General features: G+C 69.7%; 21 protein-coding genes. 8 read left to right on the forward strand and 13 right to left on the reverse strand.

The window, feature by feature from the left end; all coding sequences use genetic code 11:
* Positions 1 to 59 precede the first annotated feature (59 nt).
* The gene (locus tag OHN19_RS04025) at positions 60 to 575 is read left to right on the forward strand and encodes a TetR/AcrR family transcriptional regulator (RefSeq protein ID WP_330262781.1); all 516 of its coding nucleotides are present in this window, start codon (positions 60 to 62) and stop codon (positions 573 to 575) included.
* On the opposite strand, the gene OHN19_RS04030 is transcribed toward OHN19_RS04025, so the two are convergent.
* The 5 genes from OHN19_RS04030 to kdpF form a co-directional block, all read right to left on the reverse strand.
* Positions 538 to 1,221, reverse strand: coding sequence for a response regulator transcription factor (locus OHN19_RS04030; RefSeq protein WP_330262782.1), 684 nt, complete (start codon positions 1,219 to 1,221; stop codon positions 538 to 540). The genes OHN19_RS04025 and OHN19_RS04030 overlap by 38 nt on opposite strands.
* 77 nt (positions 1,222 to 1,298) lie before the next feature.
* Positions 1,299 to 1,931, reverse strand: coding sequence for a potassium-transporting ATPase subunit C (locus tag OHN19_RS04035; protein WP_330262783.1), 633 nt, complete (start codon positions 1,929 to 1,931; stop codon positions 1,299 to 1,301).
* 24 nt (positions 1,932 to 1,955) lie between these two features.
* Positions 1,956 to 4,061: a potassium-transporting ATPase subunit KdpB gene (gene kdpB, locus OHN19_RS04040; RefSeq protein WP_330262784.1), complete on the reverse strand. Its 2,106-nt coding sequence runs from the start codon at positions 4,059 to 4,061 to the stop codon at positions 1,956 to 1,958.
* The gene (gene kdpA, locus OHN19_RS04045; protein WP_330262785.1) at positions 4,058 to 5,722 is read right to left on the reverse strand and encodes a potassium-transporting ATPase subunit KdpA; all 1,665 of its coding nucleotides are present in this window, start codon (positions 5,720 to 5,722) and stop codon (positions 4,058 to 4,060) included. The genes kdpB and kdpA overlap by 4 nt, the downstream gene beginning before the upstream one ends.
* A gap of 8 nt (positions 5,723 to 5,730) precedes the next feature.
* Positions 5,731 to 5,820 (reverse strand): K(+)-transporting ATPase subunit F, encoded by a 90-nt coding sequence (kdpF, locus tag OHN19_RS04050; protein ID WP_016434100.1) that lies wholly within the window; start codon positions 5,818 to 5,820, stop codon positions 5,731 to 5,733.
* Between the two features lie 453 nt (positions 5,821 to 6,273).
* Between kdpF and OHN19_RS04055 the strand changes: the two genes are divergently transcribed.
* From OHN19_RS04055 to OHN19_RS04065, 3 genes are all read left to right on the forward strand, one after another.
* Positions 6,274 to 6,795, forward strand: coding sequence for a hypothetical protein (locus OHN19_RS04055; protein WP_330262786.1), 522 nt, complete (start codon positions 6,274 to 6,276; stop codon positions 6,793 to 6,795).
* A 74-nt stretch (positions 6,796 to 6,869) separates the two neighbouring features.
* Positions 6,870 to 7,448 (forward strand): GbsR/MarR family transcriptional regulator, encoded by a 579-nt coding sequence (locus OHN19_RS04060; protein ID WP_330262787.1) that lies wholly within the window; start codon positions 6,870 to 6,872, stop codon positions 7,446 to 7,448.
* Entirely contained in the window at positions 7,441 to 7,785 is a 345-nt protein-coding gene (locus OHN19_RS04065; protein WP_330262788.1) for a hypothetical protein, read from the forward strand. The genes OHN19_RS04060 and OHN19_RS04065 overlap by 8 nt, the downstream gene beginning before the upstream one ends.
* 23 nt (positions 7,786 to 7,808) lie before the next feature.
* Here OHN19_RS04065 and OHN19_RS04070 read toward each other — a convergent pair whose 3' ends face one another.
* Genes OHN19_RS04070 through OHN19_RS04085 form a run of 4 tightly spaced genes read right to left on the reverse strand, consistent with a single transcriptional unit; the run spans position 7,809 to position 10,769 of the window.
* On the reverse strand, positions 7,809 to 8,198 hold the full coding sequence (locus tag OHN19_RS04070) for a VOC family protein (RefSeq protein WP_330262789.1): 390 nt from the start codon (positions 8,196 to 8,198) through the stop codon (positions 7,809 to 7,811).
* Between the two features lie 26 nt (positions 8,199 to 8,224).
* The gene (locus tag OHN19_RS04075) at positions 8,225 to 8,875 is read right to left on the reverse strand and encodes a 3-oxoacid CoA-transferase subunit B (RefSeq protein WP_330262790.1); all 651 of its coding nucleotides are present in this window, start codon (positions 8,873 to 8,875) and stop codon (positions 8,225 to 8,227) included.
* A complete protein-coding gene (locus OHN19_RS04080) occupies positions 8,872 to 9,567 on the reverse strand; it encodes a 3-oxoacid CoA-transferase subunit A (RefSeq protein ID WP_330262791.1) in 696 nt (231 codons plus the stop codon). Before OHN19_RS04080 ends, OHN19_RS04075 begins: the two co-directional genes overlap by 4 nt.
* Entirely contained in the window at positions 9,564 to 10,769 is a 1,206-nt protein-coding gene (locus OHN19_RS04085; protein WP_330262792.1) for a thiolase family protein, read from the reverse strand. The genes OHN19_RS04080 and OHN19_RS04085 overlap by 4 nt, the downstream gene beginning before the upstream one ends.
* Before the next feature lie 71 nt (positions 10,770 to 10,840).
* Here OHN19_RS04085 and OHN19_RS04090 point away from each other — a divergent pair, with 71 nt between their 5' ends.
* Complete coding sequence (locus OHN19_RS04090) at positions 10,841 to 11,722, forward strand: LysR substrate-binding domain-containing protein (protein ID WP_330262793.1); 882 nt, start codon at positions 10,841 to 10,843, stop codon at positions 11,720 to 11,722.
* A gap of 247 nt (positions 11,723 to 11,969) precedes the next feature.
* Here OHN19_RS04090 and OHN19_RS04095 read toward each other — a convergent pair whose 3' ends face one another.
* From OHN19_RS04095 to OHN19_RS04110, 4 genes are all read right to left on the reverse strand, one after another.
* A complete protein-coding gene (locus OHN19_RS04095) occupies positions 11,970 to 14,030 on the reverse strand; it encodes an RICIN domain-containing protein (protein ID WP_330262794.1) in 2,061 nt (686 codons plus the stop codon).
* A gap of 259 nt (positions 14,031 to 14,289) precedes the next feature.
* Entirely contained in the window at positions 14,290 to 15,327 is a 1,038-nt protein-coding gene (locus tag OHN19_RS04100) for a LacI family DNA-binding transcriptional regulator (RefSeq protein WP_330262795.1), read from the reverse strand.
* A gap of 526 nt (positions 15,328 to 15,853) precedes the next feature.
* Positions 15,854 to 16,528, reverse strand: coding sequence for an SDR family NAD(P)-dependent oxidoreductase (locus OHN19_RS04105; protein ID WP_330262796.1), 675 nt, complete (start codon positions 16,526 to 16,528; stop codon positions 15,854 to 15,856).
* A 52-nt stretch (positions 16,529 to 16,580) separates the two neighbouring features.
* Positions 16,581 to 16,949, reverse strand: coding sequence for a DUF805 domain-containing protein (locus OHN19_RS04110; RefSeq protein ID WP_330269526.1), 369 nt, complete (start codon positions 16,947 to 16,949; stop codon positions 16,581 to 16,583).
* Between the two features lie 159 nt (positions 16,950 to 17,108).
* Here OHN19_RS04110 and OHN19_RS04115 point away from each other — a divergent pair, with 159 nt between their 5' ends.
* The 3 genes from OHN19_RS04115 to OHN19_RS04125 all read left to right on the forward strand — a co-directional run bounded on the left by OHN19_RS04115 (position 17,109) and on the right by OHN19_RS04125 (position 19,636).
* Positions 17,109 to 17,804: a TetR/AcrR family transcriptional regulator gene (locus tag OHN19_RS04115; RefSeq protein WP_330262797.1), complete on the forward strand. Its 696-nt coding sequence runs from the start codon at positions 17,109 to 17,111 to the stop codon at positions 17,802 to 17,804.
* Positions 17,805 to 18,233: 429 nt separating this feature from the next.
* The gene (locus tag OHN19_RS04120; RefSeq protein ID WP_330262798.1) at positions 18,234 to 18,938 is read left to right on the forward strand and encodes a hypothetical protein; all 705 of its coding nucleotides are present in this window, start codon (positions 18,234 to 18,236) and stop codon (positions 18,936 to 18,938) included.
* 5 nt (positions 18,939 to 18,943) lie between these two features.
* Positions 18,944 to 19,636, forward strand: coding sequence for a DedA family protein (locus OHN19_RS04125; protein WP_330262799.1), 693 nt, complete (start codon positions 18,944 to 18,946; stop codon positions 19,634 to 19,636).
* The last annotated feature ends 1 nt before the right edge of the window (position 19,637 follow it).

Raw genomic sequence — 19,637 nt, forward strand, 5'->3', positions numbered from 1 at the left:
ACGCTCATCCCTTGGACTTGGCATGGCCAATGACCTCGCGGAACGAACGGAGGAAGCTCGTGGTGCGCTACACCAAGGAGCACAAGCAGGTGACCCGGCGACGGATCATCGAAACGGCCGGCCGGCGATTCAAGCAGGACGGCATCGACGGTTCGGGGATCTCCACACTGATGGCGGACGCCGGCCTCACCAACGGGGCCTTCTATGCGCACTTCGCCTCCAAGGACGACCTGGTCGCCCACGTCGTCGCCGACCAGCTGAGCACGCAGGTCGCGAGCTACGACACCCTGCGTCCCGGCCGCCAGGGAATCGAGGACCTGGTCCGCGAGTACCTCTCACCCGCACACCGGGACCAACTGGGCACCGGCTGCCCCTCCGCCGCCCTACTCGACGAGATCGGCCGCTGCGAGGACCAGACCAAGCAGGCCTACACCGACGGCGCGCGGAACATCCTCGACGAGATCGCCGCCCGCCTGTCGCCCGAGAACCCGCGGTCCGCTCGCGGTAAGGCCATCGGGCTCTACACGATGCTGGTGGTCATCCTTCGAAGCGGTAGCCCATGCCGGGTTCGGTGACGAGGTAGCGGGGGTGGGCGGGGTCCGCCTCCAACTTGCGCCGTAGTTGGGCCATGTACACCCGCAGGTAGTTGGTCTTGTTGCTCTGGGAGACGCCCCACACCTCCTGGAGCAGGTACGTCTGTGTGATCAGCCGTCCGGGGCTGGTGACCAGGATCTCCAGCAGGTGCCATTCGGTCGGGGTGAGGCGTACGTCGCGGCCGTTCCGGACGGCCCTCTTGGCCAGCAGGTCGATGGTGAAGTCCGCCGTCTCGACGAGCGTCGTCCCGGTGGTGAGCGGCGTCTCCTCGGTGCGCCGTACGGCGGCCCGCAGCCGGGCGAGGAGTTCGTCCATGCTGAACGGCTTCGTGACGTAGTCGTCGGCGCCGGCGTCCAGCGCGGCGACCTTCTCGTCGGAGCCCTGGCGGGCGGACAGCACCAGGATCGGCACCCGGGTCCAGCCGCGCAGCCCCTTGATGACCTCGACGCCGTCCATGTCGGGCAGGCCCAGGTCGAGCATCACGACATCGGGTTGCCGGGCGGCCGCGAGCCGCAGCGCGGTGGCTCCGTCGGGGGCCGCGTCGACCCCGTACCGGCGTGCCTGGAGATTGATGATGAGGGCCCGTACGAGCTGCGGGTCGTCCTCCACCACCAGCACCCGTGTCATCGGCGTGCGCCTTCCTGTCGTACGCGGCGGGAGCCGACGGCACCGGCGGTGTCACCGGACGCCGACTCCCGCTCGGGTCAGCTCTTGGCTGCGAGTGCCTTGAGCGCGATGTTGAGTTCGAGGACGTTCACCCGGGGCTCGCCGATGAAGCCGAGGGTGCGGCCCGTGGTGTGCTCGTCGACCAGCTTCTGCACCTCGGCGACGGTCAGGCCGTTCTTCTCGGCGACCCGGTGGACCTGGAGGTCCGCGTACGCCGGGGAGATGTCCGGGTCGAGCCCGGAGCCGGAGGAGGTGACCGCGTCGGCGGGGACCTGGGAGGGCCTCACCGTGTAGTCGGCGGTGGAGTTGTCCTTGACGACCTTGGCCTTGGCCTCCTTGACCCAGGTGACGAGTTCGGGGTTGTCGGCGGAGCGGTTGGTGGCGCCGGAAAGGATCAGTTTGTACTGGGTGTTGACGGAGTTCTGGCCGAGCCCGTTGGCGGGCCGGGGCTGGAAGTAGTCGAGGCTGTATCCCTGTTGGCCGATGAGCGAGGACCCGACGACCTTCCCGTCCGCCTTGATCTCCGAGCCGTTCGCCTTGTCGTGGAAGAGGGCCTGGGCGATGCCGGTGACGGCCAGCGGGTAGATGACCCCGGTGACCAGGGTCAGCACCAGCAGGGCCCGCAGCCCCGCCCACAGCAACCGGCCTGTGTTCGATACGGAGTTGTTCATGGCTTCTAGCACGCCTTCGAAGAGTTACAGCCCGGGGATGAGGGAGATGAGCAGGTCGATGAGCTTGATGCCGACGAAGGGGGCGATCAGGCCGCCGATGCCGTAGATCGTGAGGTTCCGGCGCAGCATCCTGTCGGCGCTGACCGGCCGGTACCGCACGCCCCTCAGCGAGAGCGGCACGAGCGCGATGATGATGAGCGCGTTGAAGACGACCGCGGACAGGATCGCGGAGTCCGGCGAGGACAGGCCCATGATGTTGAGCTTGTCCAGGCCCGGGTAGACCGCGGCGAACAGCGCCGGGATGATCGCGAAGTACTTCGCGACGTCGTTGGCGATGGAGAACGTCGTCAACGCGCCCCGGGTGATGAGCAGTTGCTTCCCGATCTCGACGATCTCGATGAGCTTGGTCGGGTTCGAGTCGAGGTCGACCATGTTGCCGGCCTCCTTGGCGGCCGACGTCCCGGTGTTCATCGCCACGCCGACGTCCGCCTGGGCCAGCGCGGGCGCGTCGTTGGTGCCGTCGCCGGTCATCGCGACGAGCTTGCCGCCCGCCTGCTCCCGCTTGATGAGGGCCATCTTGTCCTCGGGCGTGGCCTCCGCGAGGAAGTCGTCGACACCGGCCTCCTCGGCGATCGCCTTTGCGGTCAGCGGGTTGTCACCCGTGATCATGACGGTCTTGATGCCCATACGGCGCAGCTCCTCGAACCGCTCCCGCATGCCCTCCTTGACGACGTCCTTCAGGTGGATGACTCCCAGGACGCGGGCGCCTGCGGTGTCCTCGACCGCGACGAGCAACGGCGTGCCACCGGCCTGAGAGATCCGGTCGGTCAACTCCCGTGCGTCCGGCGCGACTTCACCGTCCCGCTCTTCCACCCACCTGATGACCGAACCGGCCGCGCCCTTGCGGATCCTGCGCCCCTCGACGTCCACGCCGGACATCCGCGTCTGGGCGGTGAAGGCGATCCACTCGGCGCCGACGAGCTCACGCTCGCGCAGACCGTACCGCTCCTTCGCCAGTACGACGACGGAGCGGCCCTCGGGGGTCTCGTCGGCCAGCGAGGAGAGCTGGGCGGCGTCGGCCACCTCCGCCTCGGTCGTCCCGGCCACCGGCACGAACTCGGCGGCCTGGCGGTTGCCCAGCGTGATGGTGCCGGTCTTGTCGAGCAGCAGCGTCGACACGTCGCCGGCCGCTTCGACCGCCCTGCCGGACATGGCCAGGACGTTGCGCTGGACCAGCCGGTCCATGCCCGCGATCCCGATGGCCGACAACAGCGCCCCGATGGTCGTCGGAATCAGGCACACCAGGAGGGCGACCAGCACGACCATCGTCAGGTGGGTGCCCGCGTAGTCCGCGAAGGGCGGCAGGGTCGCCACCGCGAGCAGGAAGACGATCGTCAGCGAGGCGAGCAGGATGTTCAGCGCGATCTCGTTCGGTGTCTTCTGCCGGGCCGCGCCCTCGACGAGGTTGATCATCCGGTCGATGAAGGTCTCACCCGGCCTCGTCGTGATCTTGATGACGATCCGGTCGGAGAGGACCTTCGTCCCTCCGGTGACCGCGCTCCGGTCGCCGCCGGACTCCCGGATGACGGGCGCCGACTCTCCGGTGATCGCCGACTCGTCGACGGAGGCGACACCCTCGACGACGTCGCCGTCACCGGGTATGACGTCACCGGCCTCGCAGACGACCAGGTCGCCGATCTTCAGCGCGGTGCCGGGGACCTCGGTGCCGTCCACCAGCCGTGCCACCGTGTCGGTCTTGGCCTTGCGCAGCGTGTCGGCCTGCGCCTTGCCGCGCCCCTCGGCGACCGCCTCCGCGAGGTTGGCGAAGACGACCGTCAGCCACAGCCAGGCGCTGATGGTCCAGCCGAACCAGTCGCCGGGGTCCTTGAAGGAGAAGACCGTGGTCAGCAGCGAGCCGATCCACACCACGAACATCACGGGCGACTTGACCATCACCCGCGGGTCGAGCTTGCGGAAGGCGTCCGGCAGCGACTTCAGCAGCTGCCTGGGGTCGAAGAGGCCCGCGCCGACACGGCCCTCGGCGGACTGGTGCCCGGTCGGTACGTCGCTGTGCGGCGCCCGGGTGGGAGTGGCTGTGGACATCTCGTCGCTTTCGGTACGGGTGGTCATGACGCCAGCCCCTCGGCCAGCGGGCCCAGCGCGAGTGCCGGGAAGTAGGTCAGACCGGTGATGATGAGGATCGCGCCCACCAACAACCCGGTGAACAGCGGCTTTTCGGTGCGCAGGGTGCCCGCGGTCTCCGGTACCGGCTTCTGCTCGGCGAGCGAGCCGGCCAGCGCCAGCACGAACACCATGGGCAGGAAGCGGCCCAGGACCATGGCCAGCCCCAGCGTGGTGTTGAACCACTGGGTGTCCGCGTTCAGCCCCGCGAAGGCCGAGCCGTTGTTGTTGGCGGCGGACGTGTAGGCGTAGAGGATCTCGGAGAAGCCGTGCGCCCCGCTGTTGGTCATCGAGTGGGCCGGGGTCGGCAGGGCCATCGCGACGGCGGTGAGGACGAGCACCAGCGCCGGGGTGATCAGGATGTAGCAGGCGGCGAGCTTGATCTCGCGGGTGCCGATCTTCTTGCCCAGGTACTCGGGCGTACGGCCGACCATCAGCCCGGCGATGAACACCGCGATGACCGCCATGATCAGCATGCCGTAGAGGCCGGAGCCTGTGCCGCCGGGTGCGATCTCGCCCAGCATCATGCCGAGCATGGTGATGCCGCCGCCGAGACCGGTGAAGGAGGAGTGGAAGGAGTCCACCGCGCCGGTCGACGTGAGCGTGGTCGACACCGCGAAGATCGACGAGGAGCCGACCCCGAAGCGCACCTCCTTGCCCTCCATGGCCCCGCCCGCGAGCTGCAACGCCGGTCCGTGGTGGGCGAATTCGGTCCACATCATCAGGGCGGTGAACCCGACCCAGATGCTCGCCATGGTCGCGAGGATCGCGTACCCCTGCTTCACGCTGCCGACCATCAGCCCGAAGGTGCGGGTCAGCGCGAACGGGATCACCAGCAGCAGGAAGATCTCGAAGAGGTTGGTGAAGGGCGTCGGATTCTCGAAGGGGTGGGCCGAGTTGGCGTTGAAGTAGCCACCGCCGTTGGTGCCCAGCTCCTTGATGGCCTCCTGCGAGGCGACCGCACCGCCGTTCCACTGCTGCGAGCCGCCCATGAACTGGCCGACCTCGTGGATCCCGGAGAAGTTCTGGATGGCACCGCACGCGACCAGCACGACGGCCGCGAGGAAGGCGCCCGGCAGCAGGATGCGGGTCACCCCGCGCACCATGTCCGACCAGAAGTTGCCCAGTTCACCGGTGCGGGACCGGGCGAACCCGCGCACCAGCGCCACGGCCACGGCGATGCCGACGGCAGCCGAGACGAAGTTCTGCACGGCGAGTCCGGCGGTCTGCACGACATGGCCCATGGCCTGTTCGCCGTAGTACGACTGCCAGTTGGTGTTGGTCACGAAGGACACGGCGGTGTTGAAGGCCTGGTCCGGGTCGATGGCCTTGAAGCCCAGCGAGCCGGGCAGGACGCCCTGGAGCCGCTGGAGCAGGTAGAGGAACAGCACACCGGCCGCCGAGAAGGCGAGGACTCCGCGCAGGTAGGCGGGCCAGCGCATCTCGGTGTCGGGGTCGGCGCCGATGCCGCGGTAGATCCACCGCTCGACCCGCCAGTGCTTGTCCGTGGAGTACACCCTGGCCATGTAGGTGCCGAGGGGGATGTAGGCGAGGGCCAACGCGCCTATGAGAGCGAGCAGTTGGAGAAAGCCTGCGAGTACGGGACCCATGGGGTGGCTCAGAACCTCTCCGGGAAGATCAGGGCGAGGACGAGATAGCCCAGCAGGGCGACGGCCACGACGAGGCCGACGATGTTCTCGGCGGTCACAGCTTCGTCACCCCCTTGGCGACGAGGGCCACCAGCGCGAAGACCGCGGCCGTGGTGACGACGAAGGCCAGATCGGCCATCGCGAACTCCTAGAAGAGGTTCGGAAGAGATACGGACACACAGAGGAAACCCCGCCCCCGGCCGGAACCGGCCGGCCGTTGACGAGTCCCTTACGGCGGCCCCCACACCTTTGACGGGCCCCTGACGGCCCCGCCCGCGCCGCCCTGGCCACGGCGCCGCGACAGCTCTCATGACAGGCGGAACCGCAGGCGACAGATCCCGCGTCCGTCTTCCGCCGCACGGCGTGCACGACGACCGCGCCCCCGCTGCTTCTGTCGGAACTCCTCTGGATCCGGCGTCCGCGTCAGGACCCCGTCAGGATCGGTGCGTACGGCGTCAGGACCCCGTCAATGGGAGGTGCCAGGCTATGAACGGCCGCCTAGCGTCAGCGCCATGCGACGTTCCGGCGACCAGTGGGCGCGGGTCGGTGACCGCCACTGGCGTGGCAGCGCCCGGCTCGCGGCGAGTTGCGCCGCGCTGTTCGGCGCGATGGCCCTGCTGGTCGACTGGGACGCGGGCAGTCTGTCGCCGCTGCGGGCTGTGTTGTGGCTGGGCCTGGCGGCCGCGCTCTTCGCCGTTCTGCTGCCGCCTCGGGTGACGGCGGGTGCCGGCCGACTGGCGGTTCGCGGTCCCTGGGGCAGGCGTGTGGTGCACACGGACGCGCTGACAACCGTATGGCGCCGCAACGGCGTCTCGGCTCATCTGGTCCTGCGCGACATCCATGGGCACCGCGTGGAACTGGACCCCCGCGTCCTCACGGCCAACCCGCTGATCTGGCACGAACTCGACACCGGCGTACGACGCTCCGTGGTGCGCGGCACGCTGCGGCAGGGGACGGAGGTCCTGGAGCGGCTCCGCCACCACATCGACGACGAGACCGCGCGAGCGGTGATGAGGGTGTCCGGGCTCTGTTGATCAGGAGGGTCGGCTCCACCGACTGAGATGACACAAATAAGTGTCATCTCAGTCAGATCTGCTACTGTCGGGATGTGCAGAATGACGCGCAACTGCTCTTCGCCGACCATGTAGGCCGCTTCTACGCCCGGCAGTACGGGTTCCCGCCCATGGCCGGACGCCTGCTCGGGCATCTCCTCGTCTGCGATCCGCCGCAGCAGACGATCGATGAACTCGCCGACGCCCTGCTGGCGAGCCGCAGCGCCATCACCGGTGCGGTCAAGCTGCTGGAGAGTTACGGGTTGGCCCGGCGAACCCGCGCGGCCGGCGAGCGCATGGACCGGGTGAGTCTGAACCCGGACAGTCGTCAACCGCAGAACTTCGACGCGGCCCTCCACGAGGAACACGCGGCGCTGTTCCGTGAGGGTTTGGCTCTCCTCACCGACGCTCCCCCGGAACGCCGGGCCCCGCTCGAAGAGATGATCGCGCTGGCCGAGTTCCTGGCGGAGCGGCTGCCCAGGCTGGTGGACGAGTGGCAGGCGCACCGCGACGAACTGCGTGCCTCGGGAAGGCTGCCCGGAGCCGGCGCCGACTCCCGCGAACAGCCGCATCGGGTGCCGGGCCGACCGACCCGTGACCACCGACACCAGGAAGAGGTTGCCGACGATGTCTGAAACCGACCTGTCCGAGCTGCGGAAGCGCGCCGAGAACGGCGACACGGACGCCACCGACGAACTCGTCCAACTCGCCGCAGAACTCGGCGACCTGAACGAACTGCGCCGCCTCGCGGAAGCGGGCAGCTCCGACGCGGCCGACGAGCTCGTCCAACTCGCGTCGGAGCAAGGCGATCTGGAAGAACTCCGGCGGCTCTCCGACGGCGGCAACACCGACGCCACCGACGAGCTGATCCAACTGGCCACCGAGCAGGACAACTTGGACGAGCTGCGACGCCTGGCCGCGCGGGGCAACACCACCGCCGCGGAACAACTCGCGGAACTCACTGCCGACTGACTTCGACCGTGGAGTCGGGTTCCTCAGCCGCGTTCCTGTACGAGCTTCACACGGTGCCCCTCAGGATCACGCAGCCAGGAGAAACGGAGCCGTCCGTCCGGTGAGTCGGTCGGACTCTTCACCAACTCGCCTCCCGCATCGAGCGCCCTCTGATGCGCGCCGTCGACGTCGTCGCACCACAACACGACCTCGGTGTTTTCCCCTGGCGTCGTGGCGATGCCGAACAGCTCGCTGCCCACCCGTGCCGAGCTCAACCCGATCCGGACACCGGCCGCCTCCACCTCGACCTGATGGGGCTCACCGCTGGCCGGGAAGCGGAACTTCTCCGGCATCCCGAGGCTTCGGAAGAACGCCGCGCAGCGCTCCACGTCCTCGCACCACAGGTTGACCTGGACCGCCCCGAACACCGCCATGCCCCCACGCTTTCATGCTCGCGGCGCTACGGCACCGTGATGCCGAGTCGCTCGGCCAGTTCCTCGGCGCCGACGCCGTACGTCTCGCGGATCCGTACCCCCTCGGGGCCGACGTCGAAGACGCCGTGGTCGGTGTAGACGCGGCTGACGCAGCCGACGCCGGTGAGCGGGTAGGTGCACCGCGGCACGAGCTTGGGTTCGCCGGAGCGGGTGAAGAGCGTCATCATCACGTAGACGTCCTTCGCGCCGATGGCGAGGTCCATGGCGCCGCCGACGGCCGGGATGTCCTCGGGCCGGCCGGTGGTCCAGTTGGCGAGGTCGCCGTCGAAGGCGACCTGGTAGGCCCCGAGGACGCAGACGTCGAGGTGGCCGCCGCGCATCATGGCGAAGGAGTCGGCGTGGTGGAAGTAGGCCGCACCCGGCAGTTCGGTCACCGGGACCTTGCCGGCGTTGGTCAGGTCGGGGTCGATCGCGTCGCCCTCCGCCTTCGGACCCATGTTGAGCATGCCGTTCTCGGTGTGCAGCACCACCCCGGAGCCGTCCGGCAGATGGTCGGCGATCTTCGTGGGCTGCCCGATGCCGAGGTTGACGAAGGAACCGGCCGGGATGTCGCGTGCGATGACGGCGGCCAGTTCGTCCATCGACAGACGGTGATCGGCGTACGGCGTCGTGGTCATCGTGCCCCCTGGACGGTGTAGTGACGGGCCTCGACCTGGACGATCCGGTCGACGTAGATGGAGGGGGTGACGACGGCCTCCGGGTCGAGCTTGCCGGCATCCACGACCTCGTCGACCTGCACGATCGTCGTCGTCGCGGCCGTGGCCATGACCGGTCCGAAGTTGCGGGCGGTCTTGCGGTAGACGAGGTTGCCCATGGTGTCCGCGACATGCGCGCCGATCAGCGCGTAGTCGCCCTTGATGGGGTACTCCAGCAGGTACTTCCGGCCGTCGATCTCCCGCACCTCCTTGCCTTCCGCGAGCGGTGTACCGACCGCGGTCGGGCAGTAGAAGGCGCCGATACCGGCCCCGGCCGCGCGCATCCGCTCGGCGAGGTTGCCCTGCGGCACCACTTCCAGCTCGATCTTCCCCTCGCGGTAGAGGCCGTCGAAGACCCAGGAGTCGGCCTGGCGCGGGAAGGAGCACAGCACCTTGCGCACCCGCCCCGCGGCGAGCAGCGCGGCCAGTCCGACGTCGCCGTTGCCGGCGTTGTTCGACACGATCGTCAGGTCCTTCGCGCCCTGCCGGATGAGCGCGTCGATCAGGTCGAACGGCATCCCGGCCAGCCCGAAGCCGCCGACCAGGACGGTCGACCCGTCCTCGATCCCGGCGACGGCCGCATCCGCGCTCTCGACGATCTCCGCCCGGCTCATCGCTTCGCCCCTGTCACGTCGCAGTTCTCCAGTACGACGGCCAGGCCCTGCCCGACCCCGATGCAGATCGCGGCGACGCCGTAGCGCTGCCCCGTCTCGCGCAGCACCTTGGCCAGCGTGGCCAGGATGCGGCCACCCGAGGCGCCCAGGGGGTGGCCGATCGCGATGGCGCCGCCCTTCTGGTTGACGATGCCCGGGTCGATCTTCCATGCGTCGACACAGGCGAGCGACTGCACGGCGAACGCTTCGTTGAGTTCGACCGCACCCACCTGGTCCCAGCCGATCCCGGCCCGGGCCAGCGCACGGTTCGCGGCCTCGACCGGGGCGTAACCGAAGGACTGCGGCTCCAGCGCCATCACCCCGCGCCCGGCGATCCGGGCGATCGGGTCGGCCCCGATCGCGGAAGCGGCCCTCTCGCTGCCCAACAACACCGCGGAGGCACCGTCGTTGAGCGGGCTGGCGTTCCCGGCGGTGATGGTGCCGCCCTGCTCCGCCGTACGGAAGACCGGCTTCAGCCCGGCCAGGACCTCGGGTGTGGATCCGGGCCGGATGCCCTCGTCGCGGGCCAGGTCGACGCCCTCGACCGGTGTCACGAGGCCGTCGTAGAAGCCCGACTCCCAGGCCGCGTGGGCGAGTTGGTGGGAGCGGGCGGCGAACTCGTCCTGGCGCTCGCGGGAGATCCCGAAGCGCTCCTGGAGCTGCTCGTTGGACTCGCCGAGGCTGACCGTCCACTCCTTCGGCATCCTCGGGTTGACCAGCCGCCAGCCGAGGGTGGTGGAGACGGCGGTGACGTCGCCGGGCGGGAAGGGCTTCGCCGACTTCGGCAGCACCCACGGCGCACGCGTCATCGACTCGACGCCGCCGGTGAGCACGACCTCGGCGTCCCCGGACTCGATGGTGCGGCTGGCCGTCATCGCCGCGTCGAGGCTCGATCCGCACAGCCGGTTGACGGTGGTGCCGGGCACGCTCACCGGGAGGCCCGCGAGGAGGGCCGCCATGCGGCCGACGTTGCGGTTCTCCTCGCCGGCGCCGTTGGCGTTGCCCCACACCACGTCGTCGATGGCGGCGGGGTCGAGGCGGGGCACCCGGGCGAGCGTCGAGGTGATCGCGGCGGCGGCGAGGTCGTCGGGGCGGACGCCGGCCAGGGCGCCGTTGAAGCGGCCGAACGGCGTCCGGGTCGCGGCGTAGAGGAAGGCACTCATGGCGACGACGCTAGCCTTGGGCGGCGATATTCTGAAGTACGCATATCCGAGCCGATTGATATGGACGACATATGGATCTCCGCCATCTCCGGTACTTCGTGGCGGTGGCCGAGGAGCGGCACTTCGGTCGTGCGGCCGAGCGGCTCCACATGGCCCAGCCCCCGCTCTCCCAGCAGATCCGGCAGCTGGAGGCGGAGCTCGGCGTCGAGCTGCTGCACCGCACGACACGGCGCGTGGATCTGACCGAGGCCGGCCGGGCCTACCTGGAGCGGGCGCGCGGGATCCTCGCCGATGTCGACGAAGCGGCTCATCACGCACGGCTCGTGGCCGCCGGTTCGGTCGGGCACCTCGCGATCGGGTGCGTGGGCTCGGCGACGTACAGCCTGCTGCCCGCGCTCTCCCGACGGCTCACGGTGGAACTGCCCGGCGTCGACTTCTCCTTCCGCGGCGAGATGCTCGCACCCGACCAGGTCGAGGCGCTGCGCACCGGCGCGATCGACGTCGCACTGCTCCGGCCGCCGGCGGCCGACCTCTCCCTCACCGTGCACACCCTGCGCCGGGACCGACTGGTCGTCGCCGTACCGGTCGAGCATCCCCTCGCACACAGGAAGAGGCTCCGCGTCGCGGACCTCGCGAGTGAGGACCTGATCGTGCACTCCGCCGACCGCCGCTCCGTGATGTACGACGTCGTCCTGGGCCTCCTGCGCGACGCGGGCGTGGAGCCGCACATCCGCCACGAGGTCGGCGAGACCTCGACGCTGGTCACACTCGTGGCCGGCGGCCTGGGCCTCGCGGTCGTACCGGAGCCGGTGACCGCGCTCACGCTCGACGGCGTCGTCTACCTGCCGCTGGCCGGGGCCGACGCACGCGTGGAACTGGCCGTCGCCCACCGCGCCGACCGCGCGGAGCCACACCTGGCGCGCACGGTGGGGATCATCCGGGCGGCGATCTGAGGCAGCCACCGCAGCAGGGCGGCGATGCCCACCCGGGCCTCGCGGGCCACGGAGGACAGGGTGGAGGGGCGGACCGCCTCGACTGGTTGTTGCGGACGACGCGGGACGGGGCGGGGCCCCAGGGACTGGAGCAGCGGGGCTTCGACGCGATGCCTGAGCACGAGTAGTTGCAGCCACCGTGAAGGGCCTCCCGGCCGCCCCGTTCATCGCGATCCGGAGCTGCCAGGAGGCCCTTGCATCGAACCGTTCAGTTGATGCGGACGATCTTCCAGAACTGGTCGTCGATGTTCACGTCGTTCCACTGCACGACGGCCGCGCCGTTGCCGGTGGAGGACTGGGCGACGCCGGCGTTGAGGCCGCTGCCCACGTTCTTGAGTTCGTAGTAGCCGTTGCCCGCGTCGGTGAGGGTCCATTTCTGTGAGTTCGCGGTCGAGGGAGTGTTCTGGACGACGGCGGCTCCGGCGGTGGTGGAGCCGTTGCGGATGTCCAGGTTCAGGTTGCTGTTGACGTTCCTGATGGTCCAGGCCCCGCCGCCGGCGGACTGGAAGGTGAACAGCTGGCAGAAGCAGGCCGAGTTCTGCCACTGCTCGGTGGCCGTACCCGTGGCGGTCGAGCCCTGCGGGATGTCCAGGTACTTCCCGCTGTTCTTGTTGACGAGGACGTACTGCCCCGTGCCCAGCGCCGGCGGAGCGGTCTGGGTGACGTTCCAGCGCTGGCAGGCGCAGCTCGTGCCGCTCCACTGACCGGCGACGGTGCCGGTGGCGGTGGAGGCGTTCGGGATCTCCAGGTACTTGCCGGTGACCCGGTTGGTGAGGCTGAAGCCGCCGGCCGGGTTCGGGGCGACGGCCCACTCGTGGTCCAGGGTGCCGTTGTCGTCCCACTGGAGGATCTTGGCTCCGTCGGCGGTGGACTGGCTCTCCACGCCGAGGACCTTGCCGCTGGCGACGTTGAGGATCTTGAAGTAGCCGGAGCTCTGCTGCACGAAGCGCCACTGCTGGTCGGTGGCGTTGTCGGCGTTCTGCTGGGTGGCGTAGGTGCCGTTGGCGGTGGAGCCGCCCGCGATGCCCAGCATGAGGTTGCTGCCCGCGTTGGAGACGGTGTAGGTGGCACCGTCCGAGATGCCGCCGCCCAGGTCGATGGTGCTGTAGGTGACGGGGTTCGAGAGGTTGCTGCCTCCGTTGCCGCCGCTGAGCACGAGCAGGCTGTGGCCGTCGGACAGGGGCACCATGCCGCGGCTGTAGCCGTTGGCCACGTTGGAGCTGATACGCGTCCAGGTGTTCGCGGCGCCGTTCTGGGTGTTGAGGAACAGGTCGGTGGTGCTGTAGGCGCTGACGACCAGTGTGCCGTTCGGACCGCCGGTGGGCAGCCACGTGATGTACGGGGTGCTGGTGGGCACCGTGCCGTCCGTCGACCGCAGGGGAATGCCGGTGACGGAGTTGAAGGCCTCCGGGTCGGCGGAGATCTTGTAGTAGACGGCGAAGTTGCCGGAGGGCGAGCCGCCGTACTCGTACGTCATGACGTAGTTGCCGTTGGGCAGCTTGGCGACGGTGGGCATGCCCGGGCGCTGGCTGTACGTCGGCATCGCGACGTCGTTCACGACCGGGCCCCAGGTGCGGAGGTCCGTGGTGACCTGGTGCACGACCTTCTGGCCGTAGGCGGGGTCGCGCTGATCGGAGTAGTAGACGATCAGCTTGCCGTTGGCGTAGAGGAAGAACGGCTCCCATACAGGGGTGTTGCCGTTGCCGTTCTGGTCGAACGCCGGGCCGCCGGTGGCGATGTTGCTGAGGAAGGTCCAGGTCTGGCCGCGGTCGGTGCTGGCGTAGACATCGATCTTGATGGCGGAGCGGTCGGACGGGACCGAGGCGCCGGCGGCCAGGATGGTGCCGGCCGGGAAGTCGCCCACCGCCGTGGGCAGTTCGAACAGCTCGGGCTCCCAGCGCATGCCCCAGCCGTTCTGCGTGTCGGCGACCTCCGAGATCTTCGACCAGGAGTTGCCGTTGTCCGTGCTGCGGTAGACCGGCAGGACCGGTGTGCCGGTGGTGTACTGCTCGAAGGTCGCCAGGAGGGTGCCGTTGGCGGAGCCGTTGTGCTGCATCCGCATGGCCCGTGGGTAGAGCGAGCCGGGCGAGGGCGCGCCCGACGGCGGGGTGTACATCGTCTGCGAGGGACGGGCCAGGGCGTCCGCCCGGCCGGCCGGTACGACCATGGTCATCACCGAGACGAGCAGGACGAAGGCCAGGGACAAGAAGGAGACGGGGCGGGAACGCGGAGCGGCGCCGGGTCTGGCGTCTGTCTGCGCAGGGGACATTGCGGCTCCCAGGGGAAGGTGTGTTTCGGTGTCCGCCGGCTCGGAACGGCTCGGAGTGACGCGGCGGGGTGCGTGGGGTACGGCGCCCGGGGACAGCCGGGCAGGGCGCGCGAGCGCGGGTGGGGCCGCGGCTCGACGAACGCGCAACGGTGAAGGTGGGACGGCGCTCCGGCCGCATATGGGTGTGCGGTGTGCGCCGGAGTGGTGGGACGAGAAGGCGGGCTGGGTCAGAGAGGGACGGGTCGGAGGGAGGGGCGGGTCAGAGGGAGGGCGGGGGTGCCGTGGATCCGCGGACGACGAGTTCGACCGGTGGGTCGTTCGCCGGCGGCGGTTCGGTGTCCGGCTTCTCGATGGCGTGGAGGAGAAGCCGGATCCCTTCGCTCGACGCCGCCTCGAAGGGCTGGCGGACGGTGGTCAGGGGCGGGGAGACGTAGGCGAAGACGGGGTTTCCGTCGAAACCGACGACACTGACGTCCTCCGGCACCCGCCGACCGCTTTCCCGCAGACCGTGGATCAGTCCGATGGCCATCTCGTCGCCCGCGGCGAACACCGCGGTCACCGAACGGTCCGAGGCCAGCCCGAGGCCCGCGGCGTACCCGGAGTCCGCCGACCAGTCACCGTTCAGTACGGGCGGTTCATGCGCGCCACGGTCCGCCAGCGCCGCCCGCCACCCCTCGATGCGGTCCTTGGTGGCGTACCAGCGGCGCGGACCGGCCAGGTGATGGACGGTCGCGTGCCCCAGGTCCAGCAGGTGTTCCGTGGCGGCTCGGGCCAGCTGGTGGGCACCCACGCCGACGGTCAGGGTCCGGGTGGCACTGAAGGCGGGTGGCGCGCCGACGAAGAGGACCGGCACGTCGACGCCGAGCGGGACTTCACCCTCGACGACGGGTACGGAGACGACGATGCCGTCCACGCCCTGCTCCAGGAGTGACTCCAGCGCGCCGGCGATGCTTCGCGGGTCGCCGTCCGGTGTGTTGACGACGCGCAGCGCGTATCCGGCGTCCCGTACGGCCTGTTCGATGCCCACGAGCAGGGAGGCGGTTCCATACCCCGCTGTCGCCAGAGCGACCACACCGATGGATCGGGTACGGCCGGAGGCCAGTGCCCTGGCGGCTTGGTTGAGCCGGTAGCCCAGCTCTTCGGCGGCCGCCATGACGCGTCGGCGGGACTCGTCGGAGACGTACGGCTCGTGGTTGAGGACCCGGGAGACCGTCTTGCGAGAGACGCCGGCCAGCCTGGCCACGTCCTCACTCCGCGGCGCGGAGGAGCCCACACCGCGCTCCAGCCCTGTCGTCATGAAGGTCTCCCCTGGCCGTGTGTTCTCCATCGAACGAGGTCAAATTACCTGACCGCGCGGTCTGACCGCGCGGTCAATGTGTACGCACCAGCCGGGCGCACGTCAAGAGTGCTCGCCATGCCACTTGCCTCCGGCGCGACGGACGCGGCGCTCCTCGGCCTCACGGGACAGGGATCGAAGACCTCGCGCGGAAGGCCAGGAAGGCGTGCGTTACCGCAGTTCAAGAGGAGGTTGGAGCCGTCTGAACGATTCGACCGCCAGTCGCGCCTGCCCCATCCCTCCGACCCGACCGCCGGCAATCAAGGCTTCCGGCCGGGCCGTCTGCGTCAGGGATTCCGGACGGAAAGTCTTGACAGCGAGCCCACGGAGCGTTCACGCTTCCCGGCAACCAACGGTCGTGTTTGTTCGGTCGTGTTGGATTCTGGATCTCGTTCGACCCTCGCGTGGTCCGTCGACGACCCACTCCTCGCCACACCCTCGTCCGGCTGACGTGCCATACCTGGGCACCGTCAGCCCCTGTGCGGTGTCAGGCCCGGAAGATCCGCTCGGCCTTGTCGCGGTGGGTGGTGTGCAACTCCCAGTAGAGAGGGGCGATCTGCTCGGGGGTGACACGCGGCTGCCCGTAGAAGGTCGGGGTGCCGATCGTCGCGCCGATGCCGACGTGGGCGGCCTGGATGCCGGTGCCGTCGAGTTCCTTGTGCAGGTTGACGGCCCAGTTGCGCAGCGCCGCCGCGGCGGCGTCGATGTCGGCGGTCGGCGGTTGGGGGTCGATGGAGCGGGCGCCGGTGGTGAACAGCAGGGTGCCCGCGCCGGTCTCCCGCATCGCGGGCAGCACGGCCTCGGTGGCGGCGATGGCTCCGTAGAGCTGGAGCTCGATCCCGTGCTGAACGTGGGTCGGCTCGGTTTCGGACGGGGTGGTTCTCAGGGTGTCGCGTCGGTCGACCGGGGAGTACTCCAGGACGTCGATACTGCCGAACTGAGCGGCGGCGTCCTTGAGGGCCCGCGTGAGCGCGTCGCGGTCGAGGACGTCCGCGGGGAAGGCGGCGGCGGTGATGCCCTCACCGGTGAGCTTGGCGACGAGAGCGTCGAGGTTGCCGCGGTTGCGGGCGATCAGGGCGACGTCGTAGCCCTGGGAGCCGAAGGTGCGGGCGATGGCCAGGCCCAGCTGGGGGCCGGCGCCGACAATGGCGATGCTGGTCATGGCAGGTCTTTCTGGTGAGGCGCCGGGGGCCGAGCCGAGGTGCGGCACCGGCTCAGGCGGCAGGCTGCGTGACGGCCTTGGGAGAAGGGCCGTACTGGTTGGCGCCCGGGGCGCCGTCGAGTGCCATGCCCACGAGATAGAGGATCGGGCCGACGGCCGGGATCAGGGCGACGAACATCCGGCGGCCGGACTTGCCGGTGTCGTGCAGCCGACGTACCGAGACGGTCAGCATGGGCACGATGAACGGCAGCAGGAGGACATTCAGCAGCGGAACCTCGATCGCGAGGCTGGTCCCGGCGATCACGGCGGTGGCGATCACGTACAGCACCGAGAACCACCAGTACTCCGCACGCCGGGCCCGGCCGGAGAACGTGGCGTACTTGGTGGCGAGGCACGTACGGACCGCCTCGGTGAACGACATGGTGGTCACGGTGGATCCTTTCGCAGCGGCATGGGGCGAACCCTCGAACGGAAGCCGGAAAGGGCTATCCGATTAGCATGCGGTTAGGCCTTTCCACTTCGTCGCGGACAGCATAGCACCGGAAGTGGATAGGGCAATCCGATTGCTAGAGTGGCTGATATGACCCCTGGCGCCCAGCACTCCGACGTCCCCTCCGCGCAGCCCCTGCGCAGTGATGCCGAGCGCAACCGGGAGCGGATCATCGCCGCCGCGCGCACGGTGTTCGCCCGGGACGGACTCAACGCCTCCATGGCCTCCGTGGCCCGCGAGGCCGGGGTGGGCATCGCGACAATGTTCCGCCGCTTCCCCACCAAGGAGGAACTGGTCGATGCCGTCTTCTCCGACCGCATGCGGGCCTACGCCGACGCGGTCACCGCGGCCCTGGACGACCCCGACCCCTGGAAGGGCTTCGTCGGATACATCGAGTCCGCCTGCGCCATGCAGGCCGCCGACAACGGTTTCGCCGACGTACTGACCATGACCTTCCCCACCGCCAAAGCCCTGGAACGACTCCGCAACGAGGCGTACGAGGGCATGCTGGGCCTCATCGATCGAGCGAAGGCCACAGGACGGCTGCGCGAGGACTTCGACTCCTCGGACCTGGTCCTGATCCACATGGCCAACGCCGGCGTCGTCAATGCCACCGGCGACGCCGCCCCGGACGCCTGGCGACGCGTCGTCGCCCTGCTCATCCAGTCCCTCGAGACCCCGGCACGCGGCGCTCTGCCCGCCTCACCCGGGCACGAACCCCTTTACGAGGCCATGCTCCGGGCCGGCCAGGCCACCTCCATACCGGCACCCGGCAAGGGCAACTGACCCTCGGAGCCAGGCCGCCACCGGGGCGGTCCCACTTGTGACGCACAACACAAGTGGCGCGGGAAATAAGTGGGCATGTCGATCCACTTATTTAGATCACCAAGCAGGGCCAGTCGGTGCGCCTCCGGATGACGCGCCCGTGACTGATCAGGAGGCTGCCGTGATCCAGCCCGTATCGCCGCGGAATGGCGCATCCCCGTCGCGGAACAGGACGAAGCAGAAGACCGCTCGTGTGATGCCGCTGTGGGAAGCGGCCACAGCGCAGCGTCTGAGTAACTCGGCCCACGGTGCCGGAGTGAACCGGTGAGTTGCATGGCCGCCTGCGGCCTTCGCCCGCCTGCTGCCCGGCGGGCGTCGCTTCTCAGCCGCACCCGGCCGATGGAGGCCCCTGTCCGGCGGACCCTACGGCGCGCGCCGACAGGCCTGGCCGTGACCCTGCTCGTGTACGTCGGCCTCCTCGCCGTGCCGGTCCGTGAAGAGGGGTCCCTGGTCGAGGCGGGCTGGACGTCGTCCGGCGCCGAACGTCTCCGCCCTTACGGGACCGTCGCGGCGGAGAGGGGAGCGGCCTTCGTCCACGATGCGGCACAGGTACTGACCTGGGTGTTTGCCTTCGCCCCGCTGCCCCTGGCGGTGCTGAGCCTGCTCTGGCTGGCCCGGCGGGACCAGCGGGTCTACCTGCGCCTTGCCGTCGCGCTGTTGTTGTCCGGCACGGTCGGGCTCGTTGTCTTCGCCGCGGTGAGGGGGGTGCGCGAGGCTTCCCTGTTGGGTGACTACCTGGCGCAGCCCGGTGTCCGCGCCGGGTGGTACGTGCTGATGGCGGCGGCGGTGGTCGCCACCAGCTCGAAGACCTGGCCGCGGGCAACCGTCCTGCTGGTCGCGGTGTTCGCGGCCGTGACGGGGACGTCGACCGGGGACGGCCGGTGGCTCGCGGCGCTGTCGGCCGTAGTCGTGCCGCTTCTGGCGTGGTGGGCCGCAGGGCGCCTCCCGGAGAGCACGGAGAAGGAGACGCCCGAGAGCGCGGATGCCTTGCCTGTCGGGGAGTCGCGGGGACGGGTGCTGTCGTTCCGGCCCCGCACCCGTGCGCCTGAGCCGACGGGCACCTCAGGACCCGGCCCGCTGCGAGAAGCGGGCTGACGGCCGTGGACGTCGGTGCTCTGGTCGAGACGGCCGGATGGTGGTCGTACCTCGTCGTGTTCGCCCTGACGGCTGGTGAGACCAGTGCCTTCGTCGGCGTGTTGCTGCCCGGCGAGACCGTCATCCTCCTCGCGTCCGCGATCGCGGGCCGGGGAGATCTCGACCCCGTGCTCCTCGCCGGCCTCGTCGTGACAGGTGGGATGACCGGCGACAGTCTCGGCTATGCCCTGGGCCGTTGGTACGGGCGACGCCCGAACGTGCGGTGGACCCGGCGGGTGCTGGGCGACAGCCGGACCGGCCGTGCTCATGGCTTCCTGACGCGTCATGGCGGGGCGGCGGTCGTCGGGGGCCGGTTCATCGGGTTCGTGCGGACCTTCCTGCCGTTCGCCGCCGGGGCGTCCGGCATGCCGTACCGCCGCTTCTTCCTCTTCAGCACGGTCGCCTCGCTGATCTGGGGGATCGGCAACGTGGTCCTGGGTTACTTCGCCGGCGCCGCCGCCCTCGATTTCCTGCACAAAGCCGGAGTGATCGGCGGGGCCGTGCTCGCCGCCGTGGCCGTGGCGGTGTTCGGTCTCGTGTGGTTGTTGAGGCGTCGCCGCGGTGGCTCGCGGGCGCCGTCCGCCGTGGTGGCATCCGGCGTGTCCCGTCATCGCCCTGCTCAGGAGCCGATCCACCTCATCACCTCGTCGAAGGAGTAGT

Origin of the sequence: Streptomyces griseorubiginosus, assembly GCF_036345115.1 — a bacterium.
In the GTDB taxonomy this organism is placed as follows: Bacteria; Actinomycetota; Actinomycetes; order Streptomycetales; family Streptomycetaceae; genus Streptomyces; species Streptomyces griseorubiginosus_C.

Excerpts from the sequence above, each read along its gene's own strand:
- OHN19_RS04030 (WP_330262782.1), bottom strand. The coding sequence starts at position 1,221 with ATGACACGGGTGCTGGTGGTGGAGGACGACCCGCAGCTCGTACGGGCC.
- OHN19_RS04035 (WP_330262783.1), bottom strand. The coding sequence starts at position 1,931 with ATGAACAACTCCGTATCGAACACAGGCCGGTTGCTGTGGGCGGGGCTG.
- kdpB (WP_330262784.1), bottom strand. The coding sequence starts at position 4,061 with ATGACCACCCGTACCGAAAGCGACGAGATGTCCACAGCCACTCCCACC.
- kdpA (WP_330262785.1), bottom strand. The coding sequence starts at position 5,722 with ATGGGTCCCGTACTCGCAGGCTTTCTCCAACTGCTCGCTCTCATAGGC.
- OHN19_RS04055 (WP_330262786.1), top strand. The coding sequence starts at position 6,274 with ATGCGACGTTCCGGCGACCAGTGGGCGCGGGTCGGTGACCGCCACTGG.
- OHN19_RS04065 (WP_330262788.1), top strand. The coding sequence starts at position 7,441 with ATGTCTGAAACCGACCTGTCCGAGCTGCGGAAGCGCGCCGAGAACGGC.
- OHN19_RS04070 (WP_330262789.1), bottom strand. The coding sequence starts at position 8,198 with ATGGCGGTGTTCGGGGCGGTCCAGGTCAACCTGTGGTGCGAGGACGTG.
- OHN19_RS04075 (WP_330262790.1), bottom strand. The coding sequence starts at position 8,875 with ATGACCACGACGCCGTACGCCGATCACCGTCTGTCGATGGACGAACTG.
- OHN19_RS04080 (WP_330262791.1), bottom strand. The coding sequence starts at position 9,567 with ATGAGCCGGGCGGAGATCGTCGAGAGCGCGGATGCGGCCGTCGCCGGG.
- OHN19_RS04085 (WP_330262792.1), bottom strand. The coding sequence starts at position 10,769 with ATGAGTGCCTTCCTCTACGCCGCGACCCGGACGCCGTTCGGCCGCTTC.
- OHN19_RS04090 (WP_330262793.1), top strand. The coding sequence starts at position 10,841 with ATGGATCTCCGCCATCTCCGGTACTTCGTGGCGGTGGCCGAGGAGCGG.
- OHN19_RS04095 (WP_330262794.1), bottom strand. The coding sequence starts at position 14,030 with ATGTCCCCTGCGCAGACAGACGCCAGACCCGGCGCCGCTCCGCGTTCC.
- OHN19_RS04100 (WP_330262795.1), bottom strand. The coding sequence starts at position 15,327 with ATGACGACAGGGCTGGAGCGCGGTGTGGGCTCCTCCGCGCCGCGGAGT.
- OHN19_RS04105 (WP_330262796.1), bottom strand. The coding sequence starts at position 16,528 with ATGACCAGCATCGCCATTGTCGGCGCCGGCCCCCAGCTGGGCCTGGCC.
- OHN19_RS04110 (WP_330269526.1), bottom strand. The coding sequence starts at position 16,949 with ATGTCGTTCACCGAGGCGGTCCGTACGTGCCTCGCCACCAAGTACGCC.
- OHN19_RS04115 (WP_330262797.1), top strand. The coding sequence starts at position 17,109 with ATGACCCCTGGCGCCCAGCACTCCGACGTCCCCTCCGCGCAGCCCCTG.